We start from the raw sequence: 23,761 nt of genomic DNA, 5'->3' as shown, positions 1-23,761 counted from the left end.
GACTCTGTCCTTGTAGATAAGCTTGATTATCCTTTACCAAAGACTTATATTCAATTATCAAAGATCGACCTATAGGAGTAACCTATGTCTGTATATATTAACTCATTAAATCGGGTAACCGATGTCTATGTATTCATTAGCTAGGCTTTGAAGTTGTGGCAATGGTTAGTGGATTTTTCAATAGCAGACCGGATACGTTGATTAAGATAAATGTATCAGCATAGCTGTAAATTATTTTGCTTTGAAATAAAGGCTGTATTTGTTTTTAGTAAAAAATATGCGATAACATAAAGAAATTAAGAGAGGGAAAAATGTTAATAGATGCACACACACATCTATGGCCCAGTGAAGAGACTACTCCTTCCATGGTCCAGTATCTTAAAAAAAGAAATATCTGGGATGAATCTTATAGTGCCCTGACTGCTGAAGGTATATTGGGGAAGATGGATGAAGATAAAGTTGAAATAAGTATAGTTGCAGGCATAAGCCTGGAAACAGAAACCGACAATAACAAGTACAAGAAAATAAACAATTACCTGGCAAAAGAGATAGAAAAAAGCAATAACCGACTGATTGGCCTATGCGTGGCCGACCCCCTCGGAGGTAAAGAGTCGTTAGATCTAATAAAAGAATACGTAGAGGATTTTGGCTTTAGGGGACTAAAACTGCATCCTTCCTTTCAGGAATTTTATCCCAATGATAAGAAGCTCTATCCTGTATATGAATTGATGGAAACCTATAAATTGCCTATTTTATTCCATACCGGTTATATTGGTATAAGCCCTTTTAAAAATTATTATTCAATGCCTGAATATCTGGATGAAGTAGCATGTGACTTTCCGGATTTACCAATATTGCTTTCACATGCGGGAAAGCCATGGTTTGATGACACTGCAGTAATGCTGAGGAAACACAAAAATGTATATGTAGATGTCAGCAGTAATATGGGAAGGTACAAAGAGTTAAGCTATAAGCCTATGGAAGATTTTTTGTACCAAGTAAAGATATGGGTGGGAAATTTTGACCGGGTTCTTTTCGGTTCTGATTACCCTTTATATGACCAAAATGACACAATTGATGCATTAAAGAAAGCAGCAGAATCTCTAAATAACCAGTATGATGGTTTTGTAGAGGAAGAAGATTTGCAAAAGATATTATATAGTAACAGTAAAAAATTAATTGAATCTTGGAGGTAAGATGGCTGGAAAATACTCTAGGTTAGAGGTCCGTAAGTTATTAAAAAAGCAGGTTGAAAACAACAAAGCCATATTTATGTTTGGCGCTGGTATAGGCCTCAGTGCAAAGTGTGCAGAAATTGGGGGAGCTGATTTAATAGGAATATATTCTACAGCTTTCTATAGGATGATGGGAACCTCATCACTGATGGCATGGTTGCCTTATTCCAATGCCAATGATGAGTTGATAAAGTTTTCCCGGCCGATACTTCCGGTAGTTAAACAGACCCCCTGTATTGCTGGCATTGGAGCTCATGATCCTACAAGGGAAATGGATCAGTTTGTTGACGAGGTTATAAATATGGGCTTTTCCGGGGTTAGCAATGAGCCGTTTGTAGGAATCTATGGTAAGGATTTTGCTGATATGCTGGAAAGTTCGGGGATTGGTTTTTCTAGGGAAGTAGAGCTTATTAAGATTGCTGACAGCAAGGATGTGTTTTCGGTAGCCTGGGCTTTTGATACTGAACAGGCAGAGAAGATGGCCAATGCTGGTGCAGATATAATCGGGGCTATGATAGGGCTAACCGCCGGAGGATTAAGCGGGGCTAAAAAGACCATAACTCTGGATGATGCAGCAGCAGAAACCCAAAAAATTTGTGACGCGGTAAAAAAGATTAATAAGGATATAATGGTAATTACCCATGGGGGGCCATTTAAAGATGTGGAGACTGCGAAATATTCAATACAGTCTACAGATGCTGTAGGTTACGCTTCCGGCTCCAGCGGTGAAAGAGTTCCTACCGAAACAGCGATAATTGATATAACCAAGAATTATAAATCCATAAGCCTGGATAAGTAATTATGGTTATAAGAAGTTAGAGTTTGGCCGGCAAGGATTAAAGCGGTTAGCTATTTGTGACTGGCAGCAGTTTGAATAACTCTATATTATAGGGCCATTTTATATATATAAAAATATTATATATAATAAAAATAGCCAGAGATATTATACTTAACGTTTTAATATGAAAGATACTGACTTTTTAAAAGAAATCATAAGCAGGCAAAACCACTTTGACAGCAAAGAAAAATTTGAACAGTTTTTTAAATTCATTTTTAACAATATTAGAGATGGAATAAGCATACTGGATGTAGATTTAAACATTATTGGAGTAAATTTTCTCCTGGAAAACTGGTTTTCCCATAAAATTCCATTCACAGGAGAAAAGTGCTATAAAATATATCATAACCGGGAGTCTCCATGCATCGGGTGTCCCACCTTGAAAGCTATAAAGGGAAAAAGGACCATAAGGGGTATTATGCCTTATGACGAACCGGATAAGGAAAAGAACTGGCATGAAATTTATTCCTTTCCCCTTTATAATGAGAAAGATGAAGTAGAGGCAATTATTGAATATATTAAAGATCCTACTGAAACTTCAAGCTACAAAAAAGCAGTAAATGATTTAAAGCAGAAACTCAATTTTCAAAAACAAACTATTTCCGACCAGGAAACAGCTTTAAGGGTACTAATTAATCAGACAAAGAAAACGGAAAATGATATTTCCAGTAATATAATTTACAATATCAATAATTCCTTAAAACCCATAATTCACAATTTAAAATCAAGGCTAAAAGATAGTGAAGAAATAAAGTATGTTACTATGCTTGAAGAAAGGCTGGACAGTATTGCCTCTCCTTTCTTAAAGAAGATAAGTTCCAAAAAATATAATCTAACCCCCACCGAGATTCAGGTGGCCAAACTTATAAGGGAGGGCAATAGAATAAAAGATATTGCCAGCATACTTCAGGTATCCAGAAAAACTGTATGCTTTCACCGGATGAATATCAGAAAGAAGCTGGATCTGGTAAATAGCAAAACCAATCTACAAAACTACCTTAATGAGCTGAATTAGTACTAGTTTATTACCAGTATATTCACTTAATTAGACTGGTATTTACTTAGAAAGGGTATATGTTAGAATTTTATTATCTATTTAAACCCAGAAAAACCTAAATGTCATTATTAAAAATCAGAGCAAAGGGAGGCAACTTATGAGCAACAAAGATACCGCTCTGGCACAACCCATTAAAATAGGTAAAAAGACAGCCAGCAACAGGTTTGTCATTCAGCCTATGGAGTGCGCAGATGCGAGCGAAAACGGAGGATTTTCAGAAAAAACAATTGAACGCTACAAAAACTTATTTGAGGGTGATGCCGGGGTTATAGTTTTTGAGTCTATAACCATGCAGTATGACAGCAGAGCTAGGAATGCACAGATAAGCCTGCAGCCGGGAAACAAGGATAATATCAAGGAATGGGCAAAATTCATAAAAGATATGAAAGAAATAAATCCCAAACCTTTACTGATTGTCCAGCTCAATCATTCCGGTGAAGTATCAGGAAGCAAATTCTCCAAGAGGGTATGTGTTAAGCCCCTTCATGGTTTTGGAGGAGAGGTAATTGGCGAAGACTATGTGGAAGATACCATTGACTTGTTTGTGGAAGCATCGAAAATATTATACGAGCTGGGTGCTGATGGCGTAGACCTGAAGTTCTGTCATGGATATTTTGGTTCCCAGGTACTGAGACCCTATAATGACCGTAATTGGAAATATGGCGGACCATGGGAAAACAGGAGAAGATTTGCTTTTGATATGGTTGAAAAGGTAAGAAAAGTAGTAAACGATGATAACTTCATTGTTGGCTCCAAAGTGTCCATGTGGGAAGGTTTTCCTGGTGGACAGGGTACTGCAGGTCCGGATAGCCCCATAGTTGATTTAACAGAATCAATCGACCTGTGCAAGGGTTTGGAAGAAAGGGGCGCAAACTTCATACTTGAATCTACCGGTAATCCTTCAGTGACCATGGAGCTGCACATGCCTTACAGGCAAAAACCGGATGATGTGTACATTCACTTTACCATGGCTAAAATTATAAAAGAAAATGTTAGCAAAGATATGGCAGTAATGGGCGGTGCCTATTCAGTACTTAACAATGGTAAGAATTTCTTGCGTGCAGTTCAGCCTGAATGGAATTCACTTGTCCATTGGGGTAACTACAATATAGAACAAGGTAATACAGATATGGTAGCTCTGGGAAGGCAGTCACTGGCAGATCCCAAGCTCCCGGCCAAATATCTCAATGACAAAGAAGACGATATCGACTGGTGTATTGCCTGTGACAAATGTGTTGAGCTGTTAATAAGGCAGGAAAATGTTGGTTGTACAGTATACGATAAATATTACAAAGATCTGGTAAGAAAGGTAAGAAAAGAATTCGGTCCATTACGAGCCAAGGTTACTGGCGAGGACTAGATTCTTACAGTTACAAAATAATAGACTTCTTTTACAGGTTGCTAAATTGAAATAAAAAGAAGTTGATTATAACAAGGGCTCCCTTCAGGCCACTAAAAAGGCCGGGGGAGCCCTTAAAGGATTAGTAGTTTCTAAAATATGCTGGTTATGGACTAAAGTGTTTAAATTAAACCAGTAATCAAGTATTGGTTTGAATTTAAAAGTATAAAGCGGAATCGGCCTGATAAAAATTCTTGAAACATTTTATTTTTAGTATTATTCTTGTACTAATATTACATTATTCTAAAACATTCATTTCAGGGGAAGGCGCTTCTATGCATCCGTTCGACGTCCAATTTGATGATTATTCTCCTGCGGACATGGAAAAAAGGGTAGAGACTGCCAGCAAAAATAAGGCACAGCTGAATTTTCTGAGTTTGTTGATGCTGGCCATATTGGCTGGAAGCTTTATCGCTCTTGGTGCTCAATTCTACACTGTAGTTACTTTTGATTCCAATTTAAGTATAGGAATAACTAGGCTTGTTGGTGGGGTTGCTTTCTCTCTGGGGCTTATACTGGTAATAGTGGCAGGGGCAGAACTTTTTACTGGAAATAATTTAATCATGATGGGGATTGCTTCCGGGGTAGTTACTTACAGGCAGATGCTTAAGAATTGGCTGATCAGCTACATAGGTAATTTTTTAGGCTCCATAAGTGTAGTATACCTTATTTATCTAACCAATTTGTGGAAGGCAAAAGATTGCTTCCTAGGAGCAAGTTCGGTATTAATTGCTGCCAGCAAGGTAAATTTAAGCTTCATGGAGGGATTCTCCAGGGGCATATTGTGTAATGCTCTGGTGTGTCTGGCGGTATGGCTTTGTTTTAGTGCTAGGACTGTAATCAGCAAGATAGCAGCCATAATATTTCCCATAACCGCTTTTGTTGCTTCAGGTTTCGAACACAGTATTGCTAATATGTATTTTATTCCATTGGGCATGCTTTTAAAAAATAATCCAGAGGTTAATTCAGCGTTAATAAGAATTAATCCCGGTATTAATCTTAGTAATTTAAATATATTAGGTTTCCTTGGTAATTTGTTTTCGGTAACTATCGGGAATATCATAGGCGGTGCAGTTATGGTAGGAGTTGTATACTGGATTATTATAGTCCTGCCTATAAGGCTCAAGAAGAAAAATGATATCTTTAAAGTTTAAACAGGCACAGGTGAATAAATGTTTAAAAGACTGATTCCAAATTTAATGGTTGAAGACGTAAATAAAACTATAAAATTCTACCAGGAAACATTGGGCTGCTTTGAGCTTGTTCGAACTTTTCCTGAAAAGGGAAGGTTTGACTGGGCGATGATGCGTTGCGAAGGAGCTGATATTATGTTCCAGTCCAGGGAAAGCCTTTCTAATAAGATTCCACAATTTAAGCAGATGAAAATGGGTGGTTCGATGGTTATATATATTGAAACTGAAGGTGTGAAGGAGTTATACAGTTGGCTGACAGGAAAGGCAGAAATAGTAAAAGAACTGCACCAAACTTCCTGGGGAAGAAAAGAATTCTTTATTAAAGACTGTAACGGTTACACCATTGTATTTGCCCAGTAGCAGATTTAATTCAATTAGGGAGCTTACCTTTAAAAAGATTTATTATGTTGGCACTGATGATAAATTAAGCGCTATCCTGAAACCTTGATTTACCCTTTATGTTTCCATGAATATAAAATTGCAGGTATTGCTAAACTCAAGATCAAAGTGAAGTAACAGGAACATGAAAAAAAAATGCAAGATTTGCAATAGCGGGACAACGGAGATATTTCAGAAAGATTCGGGTATAAAATATTACTTCTGTTCACAATGCGAGTTTATATTTAAAGATGAAGCCTCCAGTATTTCCAGGCAGGAAGAGCTGGAAAGATATAACCTGCATAACAACTCATATGATGATGGTTCCTATGTAGAATATTTTAAAAAATTTATAAATAATGCTGTATTGGATTACAGCAATAGTAAAAAGGGTCTGGACTTTGGAAGCGGACCTTATCCGGTGTTGGCAATCATACTGGAAAAAGAGTATGGCTTTAAAATGGATATTTATGATCTTTTTTACTCTCCGTATAGAATATATGAAGGTAAAAAATACAATCTGATAACTGCTACCGAGGTAGTAGAGCACCTGCAGAAACCTCTGGATTACTTCTATCTATTTAAACAGTGTCTGGACAGCGATAGCTTACTGGCGGTTATGACTCTATTTCACCCCGGGGATAAACAGCAATTTCTTGACTGGTACTATACGCGGGATGACTGTCACCGGTCCTTCTATAATCTAAACACTATGAAAAATATAGCCAAAAGGGTGGGTCTAAAAGTTATTTATACTGATAATTACAGGTATATATCTTTTAAGCCTGTCTGAAAGCCCTTAACTGCCTACAGCAGCATGGCTGCTCTGGCAAATAGCCGGTTGCAGGAATCTTTATCTAAACCTAAAAGATTGGAAATAAATTCAGGCTTGTTTTTTAGTAAATCCTGTATGGTATAGATTTCATTTTCAAACAACTTGTACCTTTTTTTCTTTTTTAATCCCGGCAGTATGGAAACCGGATACAGTTTTTTTGCTTCTATGTAATATTCAAGGTTTCTGCCTTTGGGATAATGCCAGGCTATTATATTCATATTGACACAATTTGCGTACTTCACTGCTTCGGTGGTGCATTTGGTATTAGTAACCAGCCAGGCCTGGGAAAACTGGTATTTGTGGGAGTTGCTATGATTTCCTTTTTTTAAATCAAGGAAGCGGGCATAAATATATAGAGCCGTTTTCAAATCACTTTTAGTGCCGGGATGGTTATGATATTTACATTCGACCATAAAATGGTCCTGGTCTTTATTTGCAATTACATCAATTTCATGCTCCACACAATGACCTTTTACCATGGTTCCTACCCGGGTTATGTAGCCATAACGCTCCAATATTTTTGCAAAATATCTCTCAAAAGTATAGCCTGCCGGTCCCATGTCCATTATGGCCTTTTTGAGGGTATATTTTATTGCCGCTGCCGGTTGTTTTTTCTTCAGCTGGGTTAATACCAGCCTATAGATATCTTTTGATTTAGATACTTTCTGAAGGTTTTCTTCAATAAATGCTATTATATGTTCTGCAATTTGTGGTTCAGCGCCTGCCTTTAGAAGTGATTTCTTAATTTTTCCCGGGATGTATAATTCCTGTTCACCGTCTTCCTTGACTATGTACCTTTCCATCTATGGCCACCTTAAAGTATAATATTTAATTATCAGTATGATTTATATTTTAAAGGTGTCTATATTTATATTCAAACTAAATAATTTAAAAAATTTTTACCCTTATCAGTTACCGGGACATGAATTTATCAGGAAAAATGAATAAGGGTGAAACCAGAGGTCACCTTTACCCGGTTGATAATATCTAAAAAATATTTATAATTTTTTTAACAATACTTTATGAGCCTTAGACGGTAAGGAGCATGATATGTTAAAGCCAGAAAATTTTTTTGGTCTGGAAGGCAACTATCTCAGTCAGCTGTTTGATGGATGTGAATATGTGTGGGAGGGTTTGAGGAATATAAAAAGCTTTTTAACCCAAAATCTTATCCCCAATGTGGCAGAAGTAAGGAAGGGCAGCTCATTTATTGCCAGGGATATGGTGATTTATAAGGGCAATGTAATGGAGAATGGTTTTACTATAGATAATTCTGAAGGGGTAGTTATCAGGGATGGCCAGAAACTGGAAGGAGCCACTATTATCTACGCAGGGACCTATATTATGGATGACCATATTTATATAGGCAGAGGAACAGTGGTGGAACCCGGAGCGCTAATTAAAGGCCCCACTATAATCGGGGATTATAATGAGATCAGGCAGGGTGCCTATTTAAGGGGAAATATAATAGTGGGCAACCACTGTGTGGTTGGCCATACTACAGAGATGAAAACAGCGGTTATGCTGGGAGAAAGCAAGGCGGGCCATTTTGCCTATATTGGTGACAGCATTCTGGGTAAAGTGAATCTGGGAGCTGGAACCAAACTGGCCAATCTGAAGATAATTGACTCCAGCGTAGTGCTTACCATTGAGGGCAGGAAATATAAAACAGGTTTGCGTAAATTTGGAGCCATATACGGTGATGGGGTGGAAACGGGCTGTAACAGTGTAACTTCTCCCGGAACCTTACTTTCCAGAAATGTCCTGCTTTATCCCAATACTACAGCCCGGGGATATTACGGACCCAACAGTATTATAAAGAACAGGCAAGTTCACGAAATAAAAGAGAGGAAATAAATTATGGGTAAACTATTTGGAACCGACGGAATAAGGGGAGTATCCAACCAGTATCCGATGACTGCTGACATGGCTATGAAAATTGGTCAGGCGGTGGCCCATATTTTAAAAAACAAAGAAGACCATAAAGCCAGAATCATAATAGGCAAAGATACCAGGCTTTCAGGTTATTTGTTTGAAAATGCTCTGGCGGCAGGCATTACTTCTATGGGTGCAGACGCTATTTTAGTAGGGCCTATGCCTACTCCCGGAATAGCTTTTTTGACTACCAATATGGATGCGGATGCAGGAATTGTTATATCTGCCTCCCATAATCATTTTGAAGACAATGGCATAAAAGTTTTCTCTAAAACAGGATTTAAATTAAATGACCAACAGGAAGAAAAGATAGAGCAGCTGGTACTGGGCAATGAACTGCAGGAGCACTTGGCCTGTCCCGAAAGCATCGGCAAAGCCCGCAGAGAAATGGATGCACTGGGCAGGTATATTGTGTTTTTAAAGCATACTTTTCCCAGGGGCATGAACCTGGAGGGGATGAGAGTTGTTATCGATTGTGCCCATGGGGCTACTTACAGGGTGGCTCCGGTACTATTTAGGGAGATGAGGGCAGATATTACTGCTATCAATATTGAACCTGACGGCATCAATATAAATCATAATTGCGGGGCCCTTTACCCTCAGAATCTGGCAGAGAAGGTACTGCAGCAGAAAGCGGACATAGGATTGGCTTTTGACGGGGACGGCGACCGCCTGATAGTAGTTGACGAGAAAGGGACTATTTTAAGCGGGGACCAGCTACTGGCTATCTTCGCCAGACACCTGAAAGAAGAGGGAAACCTGATCAACAATACCCTGGTTACCACCGTAATGAGCAATATGGGCCTTTCTCTGGCTATGGATAAACTGGGAATTAAACAGGTTAAGACCAAGGTGGGAGATAGATTTGTTTTAGAAGAAATGGTTAAATTGGGGGCGGTGATAGGGGGAGAGGATTCAGGTCATATAATATTTTTAGATCATCACACAACCGGAGACGGCATTCTTTCTGCTTTGCAGTTATTGGCAGTTATAAAAAAAGAAAACAAACCATTATCGCAGTTAACCAAAATAATGGATATATTGCCCCAGGTAACAGTAAATGTAGAAGTAGCCAGCAAACCTCCTATCCAGAAGCAGCCGGAGATAGTAGATTGCATCAAACAGATAGAAGGCAAGCTGAAAGGAAAAGGGAGGGTGCTGGTCAGGTACTCGGGTACCCAGGCTATATGCCGGGTTATGGTAGAAGGGCCTACCACAAAGATAACTGAAAATTTTGCTCATGAAATTGCAGATGTGGTAAAAAAGAATTTAGGATAGTTATCTCCGTTTATTAGTTTGTCCAGTAATTATGGAATATATTATAGATATTTTAGAAGGCAACCCTCTAACCGGCAAGCATCTTCTGCAATACAGCCGCCATAGAGCCCTTGAGGTCTGGAGGTTTTGTCATATCTGCTCCCAAATTACTACAAAAACCATTAGCCGGCGATACCTCAGGCTGGATAAAAAAGTGGAAGGTTATGCCAGGCTGTCGCCGTCTATTTTAAGAGAGTTTCTAACTTATACCGTAATAGGCTTAGAGAAGGATAAAAAGCTTATAGAAGAGAAAGCCAGTATTTTAAAAACGGAAATAGACAGGATAAGCAGAGGTAAACTGGAGCTGGCAGAAAGTGTAATCAAACAGATTACTGAATCGCATTCCCGGCCAGAGACCATAAAGAATAAGACTGCAGTAATTATTGCTGGAGACGTAATTTATAATATGGCCCATTCTGAAAATCGTCCTGAGTTTTCAACCGGAGAAGTTATAAAAGGCTCCGATCTGGATATAATCATTGTAACTGAAAATTTGGACCGGAAATTGGTCGAGGAACTGGACCAGAGGATATATGAACAGAAATATTACCTTATTAAAAACCCTGCCTACAGAGAAGAGGTTGATTATATTATTAAAGATATTGCCCGAGTAAAAGAGCAATTAAGATTTGACTGTTTTGAATATATGGTTGCCTCCAAGATACTGGCGGAGGGAAGGTTTTTATTTGGAAACCAAGACATATATGGAAAAATAAAAAAAATGGTATCCGAAAAGGGGATTCCGGTTAAGTTGGGGGAATTGGAAAAAACTGCCGCCATGGAGCGCAAACAGGCAAAGGATTGCCTTATTGATACCAGTAAGGCTATTTCAAACCATGAAAATAATCTGCTTTTTTTTACTACAGAAGAAGCTGATGAAATTTTCTAAGCTAAATTTTCCCTTACTAATTTTAAAGACCAGGTTAACTCTGATGCTGCCGGCTGGTCTAAGATAATGGTAACCTGGCCGGGATGAAGCTGCAGGGCAGAAGCAGTTATTTTGGAAGTAACGGGACCTTCAATTGCTTCGGCAACTGCCTTAGCCTTGTTTTTGCCTGATCCAAGCAGCAGGGCATGCCTGCTTTCCAGTATGGTTCCTACACCCATGGTAAAGGCATAATGGGGCATATCTTCTTTTTTTATTCCAGCCTTTTTGTAAAATTTTTCATAGTTGTCGTTTAGGGTTTTAGGGTCCAGGGGTTGAATCCGGGTTCGTGAAGCCAGAGAAGAACCGGGTTCGTTAAAAGCTATGTGGCCATTGGCTCCAATTCCCAGCAACTGCAGGTCAATGCCTTTCATCTGCTTGATCTTCTGTTCGTAATCTGAACAATGTTTTTCTAAATTTTCAGCGGTACCGTCCGGCATATGGATATTTTCCCGTTTGATGTTTATATGTGAAAATAGCTGTTCATGCATAAAACGGGCATAGCTCTGGTCCTGGCTATAAGGTTTTGACAGGTCTATTCCGATACCGATATATTCATCGAGATTAAAGGTTATTACCTGGGAAAAGTCAATTTGGTGTTGCTGATTTCTTTTTACCAGTTCCTTATAGGTTCCAACAGGTGTACTTCCGGTAGCCAAGCCCAGCACGCAGTTTGGTTTTTCTTTAATAGTTGCAGAAATAGTGTCTGCTGCTTTCCTGTTCATACTTGCATAATCGGAAGTAATTATAAGCTCCATTGCCCTCCTTTTATATATGTCTTTGCATTTATATCTAAATTCAAATTAGATGTGTTTAATTTTTTTATTTTTATATAATAAAATGAAAATATCAATACATAGTTTTACTAAATTTAATTATAAGGGCAAAACGGCATGAAAGAAAACGCAAAGGTAGTGGGCATAGGCGGAGGTACAGGTTTATCTACCCTGCTTAAAGGCATCAAGCAATGGACCGGACATATAACAGCTATTGTTACGGTTACCGATGATGGCGGAAGTTCGGGCAGGTTAAGGAAGGATTTCAATATTCTGCCCCCTGGAGATATAAGGAACTGCCTGGTGTCACTGGCTGATTCCCGATCCCTGTTGCCTGAGCTTTTCCAGTACAGATTCCGGGGTAATTCAAATCTGTCAGGGCATTCTTTTGGCAACCTGATGATAGCAGCCCTGAGCGAGCTTACCGGCAGTTTTGCCAAGGGCCTGCTGGAGGTAAGCCAGATTTTAAATATTCAGGGCAGGGTTTTGCCCTCTACCCTGGAAAATGTAATACTTGGGGCAGAATTTAATGATGGTAAGTCCCTGCTGGGGCAAACCAGGATTGTAGGCTACAGGCAATCTATAAAAAAAGTTTTTCTTCAGCCTTCCAGTCCCCAGGCTTATAAAGGAGTCATAAAAGCATGCCGGGAGGCAGAGCTCATAGTGCTGGGACCGGGAAGCCTGTTCTCCAGTATCATACCCAATCTCCTGGTTAGAGGAGTGGCAGAAGCTATTAGGGAGTCGAAGGCTAAAAAAGTTTACATCTGCAATATAATGACCCAGCCTGGAGAGACTGATGGGTTTAAAGCCGGTGATCATGTCAGGGTGGTAGAAAATTATCTGGGATGCGAATTGGATTATATACTTATAGATTCTTCCAAAATTCCTGATTCACTCACCAACAGGCATGCTGAAAGTAATTCTTTTAAGGTTGTAGATGACTTAAAGCATGTTCAGTCAGGGACAAGAATAATTAGGGAGGAGCTGTTTGGGGGCAACCAATACATCAGACATGATCCAGCCAGGACGGCAGAGATAATATTTAAAAAAATTATTTAAATTCAAAGGTTATAGTGTTTTAACAGAAACATTTGACCATCAGTGTTAGCTAGTACTGGTTTAAGTCTCTTGCTTATCTATAAGGCCTACCGGAGCGAGGTAAATTACGAATTCCTCTTTTCCATCGACTCCTATCAGCTGATTGGCAAGGTCCTGATTATAGGCAGCAATAGCGCAGGTTCCTCCACCAATAGCTGAAACGGCAAGGTATAGGCTCTGGCAAGCATGCCCGGCGTCTAGGGCTATAACTTTATGAGAGGCTTTACCATATCTCCATTCAGTCCGGTAGCAAACAGCAGTCCAGATCAGAACTACAGCTGCTGTGCCAATAAAGGCCTGGCCCAAGGTCGCCAGCTCAATCTCTGTGGCCAGATTTTCAGGCTCAGCGGTGTTTACAACTCTTAATTCATGTTCCAGAGGACGATACAAATAAATGCCGGGCACCAGACCGGTAATATTTAAGGCACAGATATAGGTTTCCAGGGGGTGCCGGTTACCGGCAGAAGGAACATTCCTTAAAACCGTGGAGCCCTTTATCTGCCTGACACCCTGGGTTGCCCATAATAGGAAAGATAATTGTTTAAGACTCAAAGGCTTTTTAGAAAATCTACGGTGGCTTTTCCGGTTTTTAATAGCTTCAATTATCCCCTTATTATGAACCCCATCTCCCTCATCCGGTGAAGGAAGAGAAATTACCCGGCTGTCAGGGTTTATTTCTTTTTCCACCGGTGGAGGCGGTTTACCCCGATTCTGGTCTGTGGTGGAAAAATCAGTCTCCAGTCTCAGATAATCCTTTAAAAAATACCTGTATCTTTCTAATTGCTTATTGTTATTCATTCCTAAATTATTGCATAAAACAGAAGGCAAATGAATAGGTACAGGTCAGAACAATGAGAATGTTTACAGATGTGTCGGACAAAAGGCTGCGGCAGCCTAATATGCTTGTTCTAAAAAAAGTATAATTTTATTATGTGGCTTATATGATATAATTATAAAATACATATCAATATATTAAAGGGGAGAAAATATGGCCAGTATTGCAAAGATTGAGGGCATAGGTCCACAGTATACTAAAAAATTAGCTGCCTTAAACATCAAGACCACAGAAGCCTTATTAAAAAAGGGAGCGACGGCTAAAGAAAGGAAGAAAATCGAACAGGATGCCAAAATAGACCATAAACTGGTTCTAGAGTGGGTTAATCTTGCTGATCTTTTCAGGATTAAAGGAGTAGGGGAAGAATATTCAGATTTATTGGAAGAAGCAGGAGTGGATACAGTTGTAGAATTATCCAAGAAGAAAGTGGAAAATTTGTATGAAGCAATAATGAAGACTAATCAAAAAAAGAAATTGGTTAGAAGGCCGCCATCTATGGATATGGTCAAAGATTGGGTCAATCAGGCTAAAAAACTTAAGAGAGTAATAGAATATTAATTTATAGCCGGAAAGAGACAAATATTATGGATTTAGGAAAAATGTCTACAGACAAGCTAAAAAAACAGATTGCAGAATGGGAAAATGAACTAAAAGAATTGAAGGAAAAAGCAAAGAAACTGGCCGGCGATACCAAAGTAAAAGATAAGATAGAAGATCTGGAAGCTAAAATTGAGGAAGCCAAAGCCAAGGTTGAAGACCTGAAAGGAAAGGGCAAAGATATTTTAGGCAGGTTTAAGAAATAGAGTAAATCAGTAAAAAATTAAGAGACTAAAAATCAGGTTATTGGATAAAAGCCTGGTTTATATCTAACAGGGCAGCCCAAAATTGAGGTTGCCCTGTATTCTTTGATAAAAAGCTGAAAATAGGGCTTGATTAAAATAGTATTATATATTTAAATGTATGAATATAGTATTGATTAAGGAAGGTTTAATATGGATAAAGATTATATAAAAAAGGCTATAAAAGAAGATTATGCCCGGGCAGCACAAACAGGCAGCGGATGTTGCAAATCAGGCTGTTGTGGTCAGGAAAGTACAAAAGATATAAGCATGGATATAGGGTATAGCCGGCAGGATTTAGAACGGATACCCCAGGGGGCAGACCTCGGCCTGGGTTGCGGCAATCCCGGGGCCCTTGCTTCCATAAAGCCGGGAGAGACTGTACTGGATCTGGGCTCCGGAGCAGGTATAGACTGTTTTATAGCGGCATCCAGAGTTGGGTCCCAGGGTAAGGTAATCGGTGTGGATATGACTCCGGAAATGATAGAGAAAGCCAAGGCTTTTGCAGAGAAGGAAAATTACAATAATGTAGAGTTTATACTGGGAGAAATCGAAGACCTTCCTGTGCCGGAAGGGAGTGTTGATTTAATAATATCTAATTGTGTTATTAACCTTTCCACCCGGAAAAAGGAAGTATTTGAACAGGCTTTTAAAGCATTAAAGCCAGGAGGAAGGGTGGTAGTTTCCGATATTGTGCTATTAAAAGACTTGCCCCAGGTAGTCATGGAAAACAGATCTGCCTATACTTCATGTTTGTCCGGGGCTATAAGAAAAGACCGGTATCTTGAGCTTATTGAGCAGGCAGGATTTGAAAAAATTGAAGTTTTAAGTGAGGATTACTACCCCCTTATATTTTCGGGCTTGTCTAAATTAAATCATCCTGATATTAGTAAAGACCTTGAAAAAGCAGCGGTAAGTATAAAAATTATTGCTTTTAAGCCCTCCGGTAATTAGAGATAACTTGCTGTCAGTGTTGATAGCAATGGCGCCACTGGCAGTTTCTATAATTCTGCCATTGATTTTAGGGCTTGGGAATCTTTTATCTTAAACCGGTTTAGATGAAAGTCAATAATTCCTTCATCCCTCATTTTACAGATTTCACGGGACATGGAGGGTCTGGATACACTTAAAAAATCAGCCAGTTCATTGCGGTTTAAATTCAAAACAATGCTTTCGAACTGGTGGTGCCTGTATTGTTCATATAGATAAGTGCTTACTTTTGCCCTTATTCCTTTTATGGAAAGATATTCTACTTTCCTGTTCAGCATTAATGCTTTCTGGCTGAGTAGTTTTAAAAAGTTTTCAACTAGGGATCTGTGCCAGGGGCAGAGTTTGGGGCATTCTCCTATTATCCGTATCTTGGGAATAAGTAATATTTTGCAGGATTTTAAGGCCTGGACAGTATTGGGCCACTGGTTTAAAGGGGAGAAGGCTACCATCTCTCCAAAAACTTCACTTTTTTTCAGGGTGTTTATAACTACCCTATCCCCATTGGGCTTTTCACTTAATACTCCTGCCAGGCCTTCAAGGATAATGCCAACGCTGGTAAAAGAATCCCCGGATATGAAGATATAATCATTTCTTTTATAACTGCGCACTCTGGGATTTAAGCATTTGAGCATGGCCAAAATAGCTTGCTGGTCCAAGCCGGCAAAAAGAACTGATTCTGAAATTGTATCATGGTATCTTTCTAACATTATAATCTATATATTTATTTAATTATGTATCCAGAGATACAGCTATTGGGTCAGAATTATATTATAATTATTAGACTAATAAAAGGACTGTAAATAAAAAATGGAGGAATACATGGATAAGATGTTCTGTTTTCAATGTGAACAAACCGCAGGCGGTAAGGGCTGTGTGAAAACCGGGGTATGCGGTAAAAAGCCGGAAACGGCTAACGGGCAGGATGAACTGACCTGTGCCCTGATAGGTTTGGCCAGGGCTGCTGAAGGAAAAGACGCTCCCCGGGCAGCGGATGAACTTATGTTTCAGGGTCTGTTTGCTACTGTAACCAATGTAAATTTTGATCCGGAGAGAATAAAACAGTTAACCGGCCGGGTTAATGAGCAAGCTGAAAAACTGGGTGGTAGTAAGGCTTTCCCAATCCAAAAGTTATGGTCTGGAGATCCGGATATAGTGTCATTGAGGTCAACTCTTTTATTGGGATTAAGAGGTATGGGTGCCTATGCCTGGCATGCATATGTTTTAGGGAAATATGATGAGGAAGTTACCCAATGGCTCTATAAAGGCATGAAGACATTGGGTGAAGAACATACCGTTGAGCAGTGGCTGGACTTATTAATGGATTTTGGCCAGATAAATTTAAGGTGTATGGAACTGTTAGATGAGGCTAATACCTCTGCTTATGGAGATCCGGTTCCGGTAGAAGTGACCACTCATGTAGAAAAAGGCCCGTTTATAGTTATAACCGGCCATGACCTTCTGGATTTAAAACAGCTGCTGGAGCAGACCGAGGGCAAAGGCATTAATATATACACCCATGGGGAGATGCTGCCGGCTCATGGTTATCCTGAATTAAAGCATTATAGCCACCTCAAGGGTAATTTTGGAACCGCCTGGCAGAATCAGCAGAAAGAGTTCGATAATATACCGGCACCCATATTGTTTACCACTAACTGTCTCATGCCTCCGAGAAAGAGCTATGCGGACCGGGTATTTACTACCTGCGTGGTTGGCTATCCCCAGATAAAACACATCCCCGACTCTCCTGAAGGCAAGAAGGATTTTTCTCCGGTTATCGACAAAGCTATTGAGTTGGGGGGATATAAGGAGGATAAGCAGTTTACTGGAATAAACGGCGGATCCAAGCTTATGACCGGGTTTGCACGGAATACGGTTTTAAGTGCAGCAGACCAGGTAGTAGAAGCAGTGAAATCCGGGGCTATCAGTCATTTCTTTCTGGTTGGCGGGTGTGACGGAGCTAAACCGGGACGAAATTATTATACCGAGTTTGTAAAGCAAACCCCCCAGGATTCATTAATACTAACCCTGGCCTGTGGAAAATATAGATTCAATGATTTGGATTTGGGAAAGATCGGAGATTTTCCCCGGATAATGGATATGGGACAATGCAATGATGCTTATTCAGCCATAAAAGTAGCTACTGCTCTAGCTGAAGCTTTTGACTGTAGTGTGAATGAGTTACCATTAACTCTGGTGCTTTCATGGTATGAACAAAAAGCGGTTTGCATACTGTTAACCCTTCTGGCCCTGGGTATTAAAGATATCTATCTGGGACCAACCTTACCCGCTTTTATATCGGATAATGTTTTAAGTGTCCTGGTGGATAAATTCAATTTAAAACCTGTAAGTACCCCCCGGGAAGACCTGGAAGCCATCCTTGGTTAATCTTGATTATGCCATTGCCAGGCGGGGTACCTCTATCCTGCCTGGCTTTTAAATTTTTTCATAATTTACAGACCTTTAAGCATATTGCCCTGCTCTATTTTTATTAGTATTATCAAGGTAACGATTTAACCGGCAAATTTAAGGGAATATTATGGAAATTCTTATTACAATACTGGTAGTTTTAGAAATGCTTTTATTGGCAGCGGCATTTAGGATATGGGCTACCAGTTCAGGTATAAAAAAAGAGCTGAAACAGATACTTGAGGACGCAAAAGACAGACCACAAAAAATCTACTCGCCCCGGGTAATCGAAAATCTACCCCCGCCGCTTCAGAGGTATTTTGATTATTGCCTGACTCCGGGTCAACAGGTTCCCAGTATAGCTTTGGTCCGTCAATCAGGTTTTATTAAAACCAGGGAAAGTTCCAGCTGGCTGCCGGTATCCGCAGTGCAGTATTTTGATGGCAGAGATCCTGCATTTATCTGGATAGCCAGAGTTAGTACTGCCCTGGGCGGGTGGTTGAGTGCCAGAGATATGTACTATAGGGGCAAAGGGAATATGCTCATAAGGTGGTTATCCATATTTACAGTAACTCATGCCCGGGGAAAAGAGATGGATATATCTTCTCTTACAAGGTATGTATCAGAGCTAACATTCTGTCCCACCGCCCTCATTTTCTCTGATAATATCAACTGGGAAGCTATGGGCAGGGACAGGGTAAAGGCATCAATTGCAGATGGTTCACATATAGCCGGAATAGAATTTGATATAAACAAACAGGGCCAGATCACCCGGGCTTGTACCGAGGACAGATACCGGGAAAGAGATGGGCGGTGGGACAGGCAGGAATGGATAGGCACTTACAGCAATTACCGCCAGTTTAATGGTATGAGGATACCCACAGATATAAAGGCGGAATGGAAATCCGGCCAGAAAAGTTTTAATTATGTAAAACTTCACCTAGACAGCATAAAGTTTGTGTAAACCAGGGTATTCTTTAAAACCGCCCTAATTATCTTAAAGCTACATTCCTGTAATATTTTCCCATACACCAGCTAAGGGTAGAGAGTTTATCATAATCCAGATCCCCATCTGTATAAACCCAGTCCTGATCCACCAAGACCTGGAGCACTTCTGCAATAAAAAGGTCATGGGTACCCAAAGAAATTATGTCCCGTACCCTGCAACCTATATTAATAGGACAATCTTCAATCATCCTGGCTTTAACTTTATCCAGGCTGGCTTTAGTTAAATCAAGCTGTTTGAACTTGTCAGTATCCTTGCCGGAAACAGTACCGCAATAGTTACATAGGTCTGCCTGGTGTTGGTTGGGTATATTTATGACAAACTCACCAGAGTTTTTAATTAAACCATGGGAATGCCTGGAGGGCCGGATAGATATTGATATTAAAGGGGGGTTGCTGCACACAGTGCCTGTCCAGGCAAGAGTTATGATATTGTCCTGGTTTTCATAGGAAGATGAAACCAGAACCACAGGATTAGGGTATAATCTTTCATGGACTCCAATATCCTTTTTCATATGCTCCTTCCGATATTTGTTAATTAAAATATTTTAAATTATTTGTGCATAAAAGCAAAACCTGAATTAATTTGCAAATAAGATATTTTATTATATAATAACCAGCATAATGAATAATGAAAAACTGTTAGAAAAATTTAATGAGAAATGCAGGGAAAATAATTTCAAAATTACTCCCCAGAGAACGGTTATATATAAAGAGTTGATTAATTCCACCGATCATCCTAATGTGGAAGCCTTGTATAAAAGGGTGAAAGAAATTTTCCCCAATATATCTTTTGATACTGTATATAGGACTCTTTCTTTTTTTCATGATATTGGCGTTGCTGAAATTGTTGATGGCTTATGCTCCACCAGAAGGTATGAAGGTAATACCCAAGAACACTATCATTTTTTTTGCTCTAAATGTAACCGGATTATAGATATATGCGATTGCCCTTTTGATTTCAATATTCCTGAAGGGGTAGAGGAAAAGTTTGAGGTAAAAAATGTAAGGGTTGTTTTTGAGGGGATATGCAGCGACTGCAGCTCTCATCAGTAAGTTTTTCTGCACCAACAATAATTACTAAATAAGAAAAGAAAAGGTTTCCATACTTTCTAAAAATACCTTGATAGTTGTGGGAATACTGGTGTTTCTAATGGGCCGGCATATATGCGCCGTTTCATTTTATATCAGCTTAGCAATAGTTTTTTGGGTTCTACTTTTAGATGTTTGGCAATTTTTTCCAGCTTTATATTCAAAAAATACCTATCCTTTTTTTGTAATATCTGGTGATTGAACCCGTTAATGGTATATTTGCAGAATTCATACAGTGTATCTCTGGATCTCCGGTCCCTGTTTTCAGCTATTATGCTTATGGCTTCCAGTATGGTGGAGAATAACGAAATCTGGTTTCTGGAAAAATTCAGTATCTTGTAAAAGCTGGCATAAAGTATCTCCTCATAATTTCTTTCATCCAGTATAAGCCTTAGGTTTTGTTTTTGGTCATAAAAATATTTTTTGCCTGCGCAGTAATGATTTATCTCTGACATTACTACCGCCATATTTCGCACCCCAAGCATAGCTGTATTAGGGTCGTTTATCCCCGGGGAAATTGCCCTTAGAGCTATTTCCTCTATCTTCTGGATACCAAAATCCAAATCCTGGCTGGTGCTTTTATAATTTCCCAGAGAGAAGTATTTGGAGACATTGCATTTAAGTTCTTTTTCCATATCATGGTTCCAAATCAAGAGAACAATAGTGGATTTACCAACATAATCTCCTATTTTAACTGTGGTTTCCACCAATACATTATGTTCCCTGGCAAACCTCATAAGGCCTTCAATATCAATATATTGTATATGGCCGTAAAGCCTGGCTTTTATTTCTATATGGTTTCTTTTATGCAGATTTATAATTCCCGGCTTTACATTGGATAATACTTTTCCATTCTTCTTCATATCCTGTATGGTTCTTTTTTTTCTTTTGAGTATCTGCAGCACTTCCTGGCTGAGTTTTTCCATCAAATTATTTACCTGTATGGAAGAGGTTATGTACTGGATAAACCTTATAAAATAACCAATGCTTATCAGGGCAAGAATAATGGCAAAAAAAGCAGAGAAAACCAGGGTTTCCGGTTCCCGTTCATGCATAAACAACAAAGAGACTACTGCATAGGTAAAACCTGCAATAAAAACCCCCAGAACTATCTGGGTGAGCCGGTCAGATATGAAATTTTGCAGGGTACGGGGTGAAAATTGGGATGAATATATGGATAAAACTACCATAATGGTTGAAAAGGTAATAGTGGTCATGGTTAGCAGGGAAGTGGCAATTACAGTAAGTATATCTCTTCCCAGGTTAACGCTGGTAAAGGCAAATGCAGGTAAAAACTGTCTAAGCTGGGGCTGGAAGGTGTTATCAACCACCGTAGTTATAAAGGCCAGGACTATGGAACCAAGAATGCAGAGGCTGGGTATAAACCAGATGCTTTCCTTATACCTTAGTATCAGTTTCCTAAGCAAGTTTTCTTCCTTAATAAACGGGTTAGCTTATGCTTAATTGTATTATAATTTAAAATTTTTTTTAAATCGAAAAGATAATTTTTTAATAAATGTAATTATCACCAATATAGGATAAAATTATTATAGATTTTATTAGAAAAATGAGGGGGAAGAGGATATGAATATTTTTAATAAAATAATTATGGTTATCCTGCTGTTGCTGGTGGCGGTGATATGCATAGTATCCATAGTAAATATATTTGTCGACCTTTACAATATAGGTGATGTGGCAGACAGGGTGGTAAATTACTTCAATACTACCAACCAGTTTATACTGGCACTTATTCTGTTTGTTATATTGCTGGTCAGCCTGGCATTACTGGTGCTGGAGTTCTATCGAAGAAAAATAAAGGCAGCCAGTGTAACCAGCGACCAGTCCGGTAAAATCATGATAACTGTAAAGAGTGTTGCTAATCAGGTCAGGGAAGAGTTACAGGGTGTTGACGGCATAGTGGATCCCAAAGTGGATGTAGTTCCCAAGAATGATGGGATTATCATTAATATATCTTCCGCCCTTGTAAAAGGAATTAATGTAACTGATAAAACCCAGCAGATAAGGAGTATAGCCAGTAACTTTGCATCACAGGATTTGGGTTTTAAGGTGCTTAAGACTAACTATATGGCTACCAGTTTTGTAGGTAAAAAACAGGAACAGGTTGCAGAGGAAAAAATTACTCCGGTTACCGAAGAACCCCCGCAGCAACCACAGGAATCAGAGGAAGATCAGCAGGATCAGGGGGACCAGGAACAGTGATAAAGGCAAAGTAATTTTCATGATTTGTTTACCCTGGCCAGATAAAGGCAATAATTAACAGGTTAGGCGGAATACACCCACAGTTCTATTAGTACTGGCGGCACGGTTGTATTGCTCTATAAGCCAAAGGTGTAGGCTCTATGATGTACCATATATTGTTTTGCTTGAGTTTCTGTATGAATTTTTGATCTACTTGGAGCAAGCCGCTGGTCCCGGTACCGATGATCAGCAGTTCAGGGTTGAAATCAAATATTTCCTGCAGGCCATTTTTTTTATTTCATGCCCGCTTTCCCTGTACCAGTGGGGATTAATTTTTTCAGGGTATACAATTTATCGCTCTTGTAGGTCCGGTTGCTAATTTTTATTTCCCTAAACAGGTAGGATTTGATTATCACCTGAACCTCCTTACCCTGTTTATAACATTATCATTAGTGTGATTAACTCTAATTTACAGGGGCAGAATCAGGTATACGGCCAGCCATTGGCTGCATATAGGTCAAGTAGTTATACCCTGACGGTGTAGATGGATAAAGCTGCCGGCCAGGCCGGCTATTAGTGCCAGGGGGCACACTATGGTGGCCAGTATAAAAAACCCGGCCTCATCCTGAATGTTTACCCCTGACGCTACCAGCAGGGCATATATAAGGTTATGGAGCAGGGCAAATACAACAATACCTGCAGCAGATCCTCCGGTTATAAACAGAAATGCTTTAAGCGCTTTTGATCCTGTTTTTCTTATAGCCATAATTATCAATACTATTCCCATTGCGGCCAGTATCCCGCCTACCCAGAATATCAGGATTCCCTGATCAAAAACCATACCCAAAACTAATGCTAAAAACATTGCGGTTATTATGATAAGTATAAGGGTTAATTTTTTATTCATTTCTACCACCTCTTGATATAGACGGAATAAGAGATTTTCGGTTTTGGTTTAACTTAACCATAGAATATAAAAACTGCTGGTGGTTTTGCCGCAGTCTATTGATCCGCAAACAATAGCGATAATTCCAAAAGGAACTCCGCTGACTAATGAAAAAATTGATAATATACCGGCTCCCATTGCTTTGATAGCTAATCCTGAGTAATTTTTTATGCCATGTTCAGCCTTCACCTTAACCTGGAGTTTGTGTACATATAAATATTATAACCTATTATAATAAGCAATTAATAGAATTATGGCTGGATTAAATGTTACTGAAAGGCAAATAAAAAAATCTGCTAAAATTTGATTAAGTTGTGGGTTTTTTAATTGATTATGGATGGTAAAATAATATAAATCTATCCAGGGAACAGCAGCAGGGATAAGAATAATTTTTTACTATTACTTAAGTTATATAATTAACGTATACCATAATTTTGATAAACAATAATAAAAGAGAGATTAA

At 39.2% G+C, this 23,761-nt stretch carries 26 protein-coding genes; 18 read left to right on the top strand and 8 right to left on the bottom strand.

The features are described 5' to 3' along the window. Positions 1–311: 311 nt before the first annotated feature. From K9H14_04805 to K9H14_04775, 7 genes are all read left to right on the top strand, one after another. Positions 312–1,196, top strand: a complete 885-nt coding sequence (locus K9H14_04805; protein MCG9479513.1) for an amidohydrolase family protein — start codon at positions 312–314, stop codon at positions 1,194–1,196. 1 nt (position 1,197) lies between these two features. After that, complete coding sequence (locus K9H14_04800) at positions 1,198–2,034, top strand: phosphoenolpyruvate hydrolase family protein (protein MCG9479512.1); 837 nt, start codon at positions 1,198–1,200, stop codon at positions 2,032–2,034. Positions 2,035–2,197: 163 nt separating this feature from the next. Continuing rightward, positions 2,198–3,088 carry a helix-turn-helix transcriptional regulator gene (locus tag K9H14_04795; protein MCG9479511.1) on the top strand — a complete coding sequence of 297 codons (891 nt, stop codon included), beginning with the start codon at positions 2,198–2,200 and terminating at the stop codon, positions 3,086–3,088. 139 nt (positions 3,089–3,227) lie between these two features. Next, on the top strand, positions 3,228–4,490 hold the full coding sequence (locus K9H14_04790) for a 2,4-dienoyl-CoA reductase (protein MCG9479510.1): 1,263 nt from the start codon (positions 3,228–3,230) through the stop codon (positions 4,488–4,490). A 314-nt stretch (positions 4,491–4,804) separates the two neighbouring features. Further along, complete coding sequence (locus K9H14_04785) at positions 4,805–5,683, top strand: formate/nitrite transporter family protein (GenBank protein MCG9479509.1); 879 nt, start codon at positions 4,805–4,807, stop codon at positions 5,681–5,683. An 18-nt stretch (positions 5,684–5,701) separates the two neighbouring features. Continuing rightward, positions 5,702–6,082: a VOC family protein gene (locus K9H14_04780; protein ID MCG9479508.1), complete on the top strand. Its 381-nt coding sequence runs from the start codon at positions 5,702–5,704 to the stop codon at positions 6,080–6,082. Between the two features lie 163 nt (positions 6,083–6,245). Continuing rightward, positions 6,246–6,893, top strand: coding sequence for a class I SAM-dependent methyltransferase (locus tag K9H14_04775; protein ID MCG9479507.1), 648 nt, complete (start codon positions 6,246–6,248; stop codon positions 6,891–6,893). A gap of 14 nt (positions 6,894–6,907) precedes the next feature. Here the strand turns inward: K9H14_04775 and K9H14_04770 are convergent, their stop codons facing one another. Next, positions 6,908–7,738 (bottom strand): restriction endonuclease, encoded by an 831-nt coding sequence (locus tag K9H14_04770; GenBank protein ID MCG9479506.1) that lies wholly within the window; start codon positions 7,736–7,738, stop codon positions 6,908–6,910. A gap of 247 nt (positions 7,739–7,985) precedes the next feature. Between K9H14_04770 and K9H14_04765 the strand changes: the two genes are divergently transcribed. From K9H14_04765 to K9H14_04755, 3 genes are read left to right on the top strand one after another with little or no spacing between them, the layout of a single operon-like run. Further along, a complete protein-coding gene (locus K9H14_04765) occupies positions 7,986–8,792 on the top strand; it encodes a glucose-1-phosphate thymidylyltransferase (protein ID MCG9479505.1) in 807 nt (268 codons plus the stop codon). 3 nt (positions 8,793–8,795) lie between these two features. Beyond that, the gene (gene glmM / locus K9H14_04760) at positions 8,796–10,148 is read left to right on the top strand and encodes a phosphoglucosamine mutase (GenBank protein ID MCG9479504.1); all 1,353 of its coding nucleotides are present in this window, start codon (positions 8,796–8,798) and stop codon (positions 10,146–10,148) included. 31 nt (positions 10,149–10,179) lie between these two features. Then, a complete protein-coding gene (locus K9H14_04755) occupies positions 10,180–11,076 on the top strand; it encodes a hypothetical protein (protein ID MCG9479503.1) in 897 nt (298 codons plus the stop codon). Here K9H14_04755 and nagB read toward each other — a convergent pair. Then, the gene (nagB, locus tag K9H14_04750) at positions 11,073–11,870 is read right to left on the bottom strand and encodes a glucosamine-6-phosphate deaminase (protein MCG9479502.1); all 798 of its coding nucleotides are present in this window, start codon (positions 11,868–11,870) and stop codon (positions 11,073–11,075) included. The genes K9H14_04755 and nagB overlap by 4 nt on opposite strands. A gap of 135 nt (positions 11,871–12,005) precedes the next feature. Between nagB and K9H14_04745 the strand changes: the two genes are divergently transcribed. Continuing rightward, positions 12,006–12,947, top strand: coding sequence for a YvcK family protein (locus tag K9H14_04745; GenBank protein MCG9479501.1), 942 nt, complete (start codon positions 12,006–12,008; stop codon positions 12,945–12,947). A 60-nt stretch (positions 12,948–13,007) separates the two neighbouring features. Here the strand turns inward: K9H14_04745 and K9H14_04740 are convergent, their stop codons facing one another. Then, on the bottom strand, positions 13,008–13,784 hold the full coding sequence (locus tag K9H14_04740) for a SagB/ThcOx family dehydrogenase (GenBank protein MCG9479500.1): 777 nt from the start codon (positions 13,782–13,784) through the stop codon (positions 13,008–13,010). A 190-nt stretch (positions 13,785–13,974) separates the two neighbouring features. Here K9H14_04740 and K9H14_04735 point away from each other — a divergent pair, with 190 nt between their 5' ends. The 3 genes from K9H14_04735 (at position 13,975) to arsM (ending at position 15,614) form a co-directional block, all read left to right on the top strand. Next, on the top strand, positions 13,975–14,379 hold the full coding sequence (locus K9H14_04735; GenBank protein ID MCG9479499.1) for a DUF4332 domain-containing protein: 405 nt from the start codon (positions 13,975–13,977) through the stop codon (positions 14,377–14,379). A 26-nt stretch (positions 14,380–14,405) separates the two neighbouring features. Next, complete coding sequence (locus tag K9H14_04730) at positions 14,406–14,624, top strand: hypothetical protein (protein MCG9479498.1); 219 nt, start codon at positions 14,406–14,408, stop codon at positions 14,622–14,624. 189 nt (positions 14,625–14,813) lie between these two features. Beyond that, positions 14,814–15,614, top strand: a complete 801-nt coding sequence (gene arsM, locus K9H14_04725) for an arsenite methyltransferase (protein ID MCG9479497.1) — start codon at positions 14,814–14,816, stop codon at positions 15,612–15,614. Between the two features lie 47 nt (positions 15,615–15,661). Here arsM and K9H14_04720 read toward each other — a convergent pair whose 3' ends face one another. Next, complete coding sequence (locus K9H14_04720; protein ID MCG9479496.1) at positions 15,662–16,357, bottom strand: Crp/Fnr family transcriptional regulator; 696 nt, start codon at positions 16,355–16,357, stop codon at positions 15,662–15,664. Between the two features lie 112 nt (positions 16,358–16,469). Between K9H14_04720 and hcp the strand changes: the two genes are divergently transcribed. Beyond that, positions 16,470–18,035: a hydroxylamine reductase gene (hcp, locus tag K9H14_04715; protein ID MCG9479495.1), complete on the top strand. Its 1,566-nt coding sequence runs from the start codon at positions 16,470–16,472 to the stop codon at positions 18,033–18,035. Between the two features lie 151 nt (positions 18,036–18,186). After that, complete coding sequence (locus K9H14_04710) at positions 18,187–19,020, top strand: hypothetical protein (GenBank protein MCG9479494.1); 834 nt, start codon at positions 18,187–18,189, stop codon at positions 19,018–19,020. A gap of 28 nt (positions 19,021–19,048) precedes the next feature. On the opposite strand, the gene K9H14_04705 is transcribed toward K9H14_04710, so the two are convergent. Then, on the bottom strand, positions 19,049–19,576 hold the full coding sequence (locus K9H14_04705) for a flavin reductase family protein (protein MCG9479493.1): 528 nt from the start codon (positions 19,574–19,576) through the stop codon (positions 19,049–19,051). A 109-nt stretch (positions 19,577–19,685) separates the two neighbouring features. Between K9H14_04705 and K9H14_04700 the strand changes: the two genes are divergently transcribed. Next, positions 19,686–20,117: a transcriptional repressor gene (locus K9H14_04700; GenBank protein MCG9479492.1), complete on the top strand. Its 432-nt coding sequence runs from the start codon at positions 19,686–19,688 to the stop codon at positions 20,115–20,117. Between the two features lie 131 nt (positions 20,118–20,248). Here K9H14_04700 and K9H14_04695 read toward each other — a convergent pair whose 3' ends face one another. Continuing rightward, complete coding sequence (locus K9H14_04695; protein MCG9479491.1) at positions 20,249–21,580, bottom strand: DUF2254 domain-containing protein; 1,332 nt, start codon at positions 21,578–21,580, stop codon at positions 20,249–20,251. Between the two features lie 157 nt (positions 21,581–21,737). Between K9H14_04695 and amaP the strand changes: the two genes are divergently transcribed. Beyond that, entirely contained in the window at positions 21,738–22,373 is a 636-nt protein-coding gene (amaP, locus tag K9H14_04690) for an alkaline shock response membrane anchor protein AmaP (protein MCG9479490.1), read from the top strand. Between the two features lie 496 nt (positions 22,374–22,869). On the opposite strand, the gene K9H14_04685 is transcribed toward amaP, so the two are convergent. Both K9H14_04685 and K9H14_04680 read right to left on the bottom strand, forming a co-directional pair. Next, positions 22,870–23,259, bottom strand: coding sequence for a hypothetical protein (locus tag K9H14_04685; GenBank protein ID MCG9479489.1), 390 nt, complete (start codon positions 23,257–23,259; stop codon positions 22,870–22,872). A gap of 48 nt (positions 23,260–23,307) precedes the next feature. Then, the gene (locus tag K9H14_04680) at positions 23,308–23,487 is read right to left on the bottom strand and encodes a hypothetical protein (protein ID MCG9479488.1); all 180 of its coding nucleotides are present in this window, start codon (positions 23,485–23,487) and stop codon (positions 23,308–23,310) included. Between the last annotated feature and the right edge of the window lie 274 nt (positions 23,488–23,761).

The organism is Actinomycetes bacterium (assembly GCA_022396035.1).
Taxonomy (GTDB): Bacteria; Actinomycetota; Humimicrobiia; order Humimicrobiales; family Humimicrobiaceae; genus Halolacustris.
The sequence above is the reverse complement of the archived record's forward strand: the minus strand, read 5'-3'. Positions and strand labels throughout refer to the sequence as shown.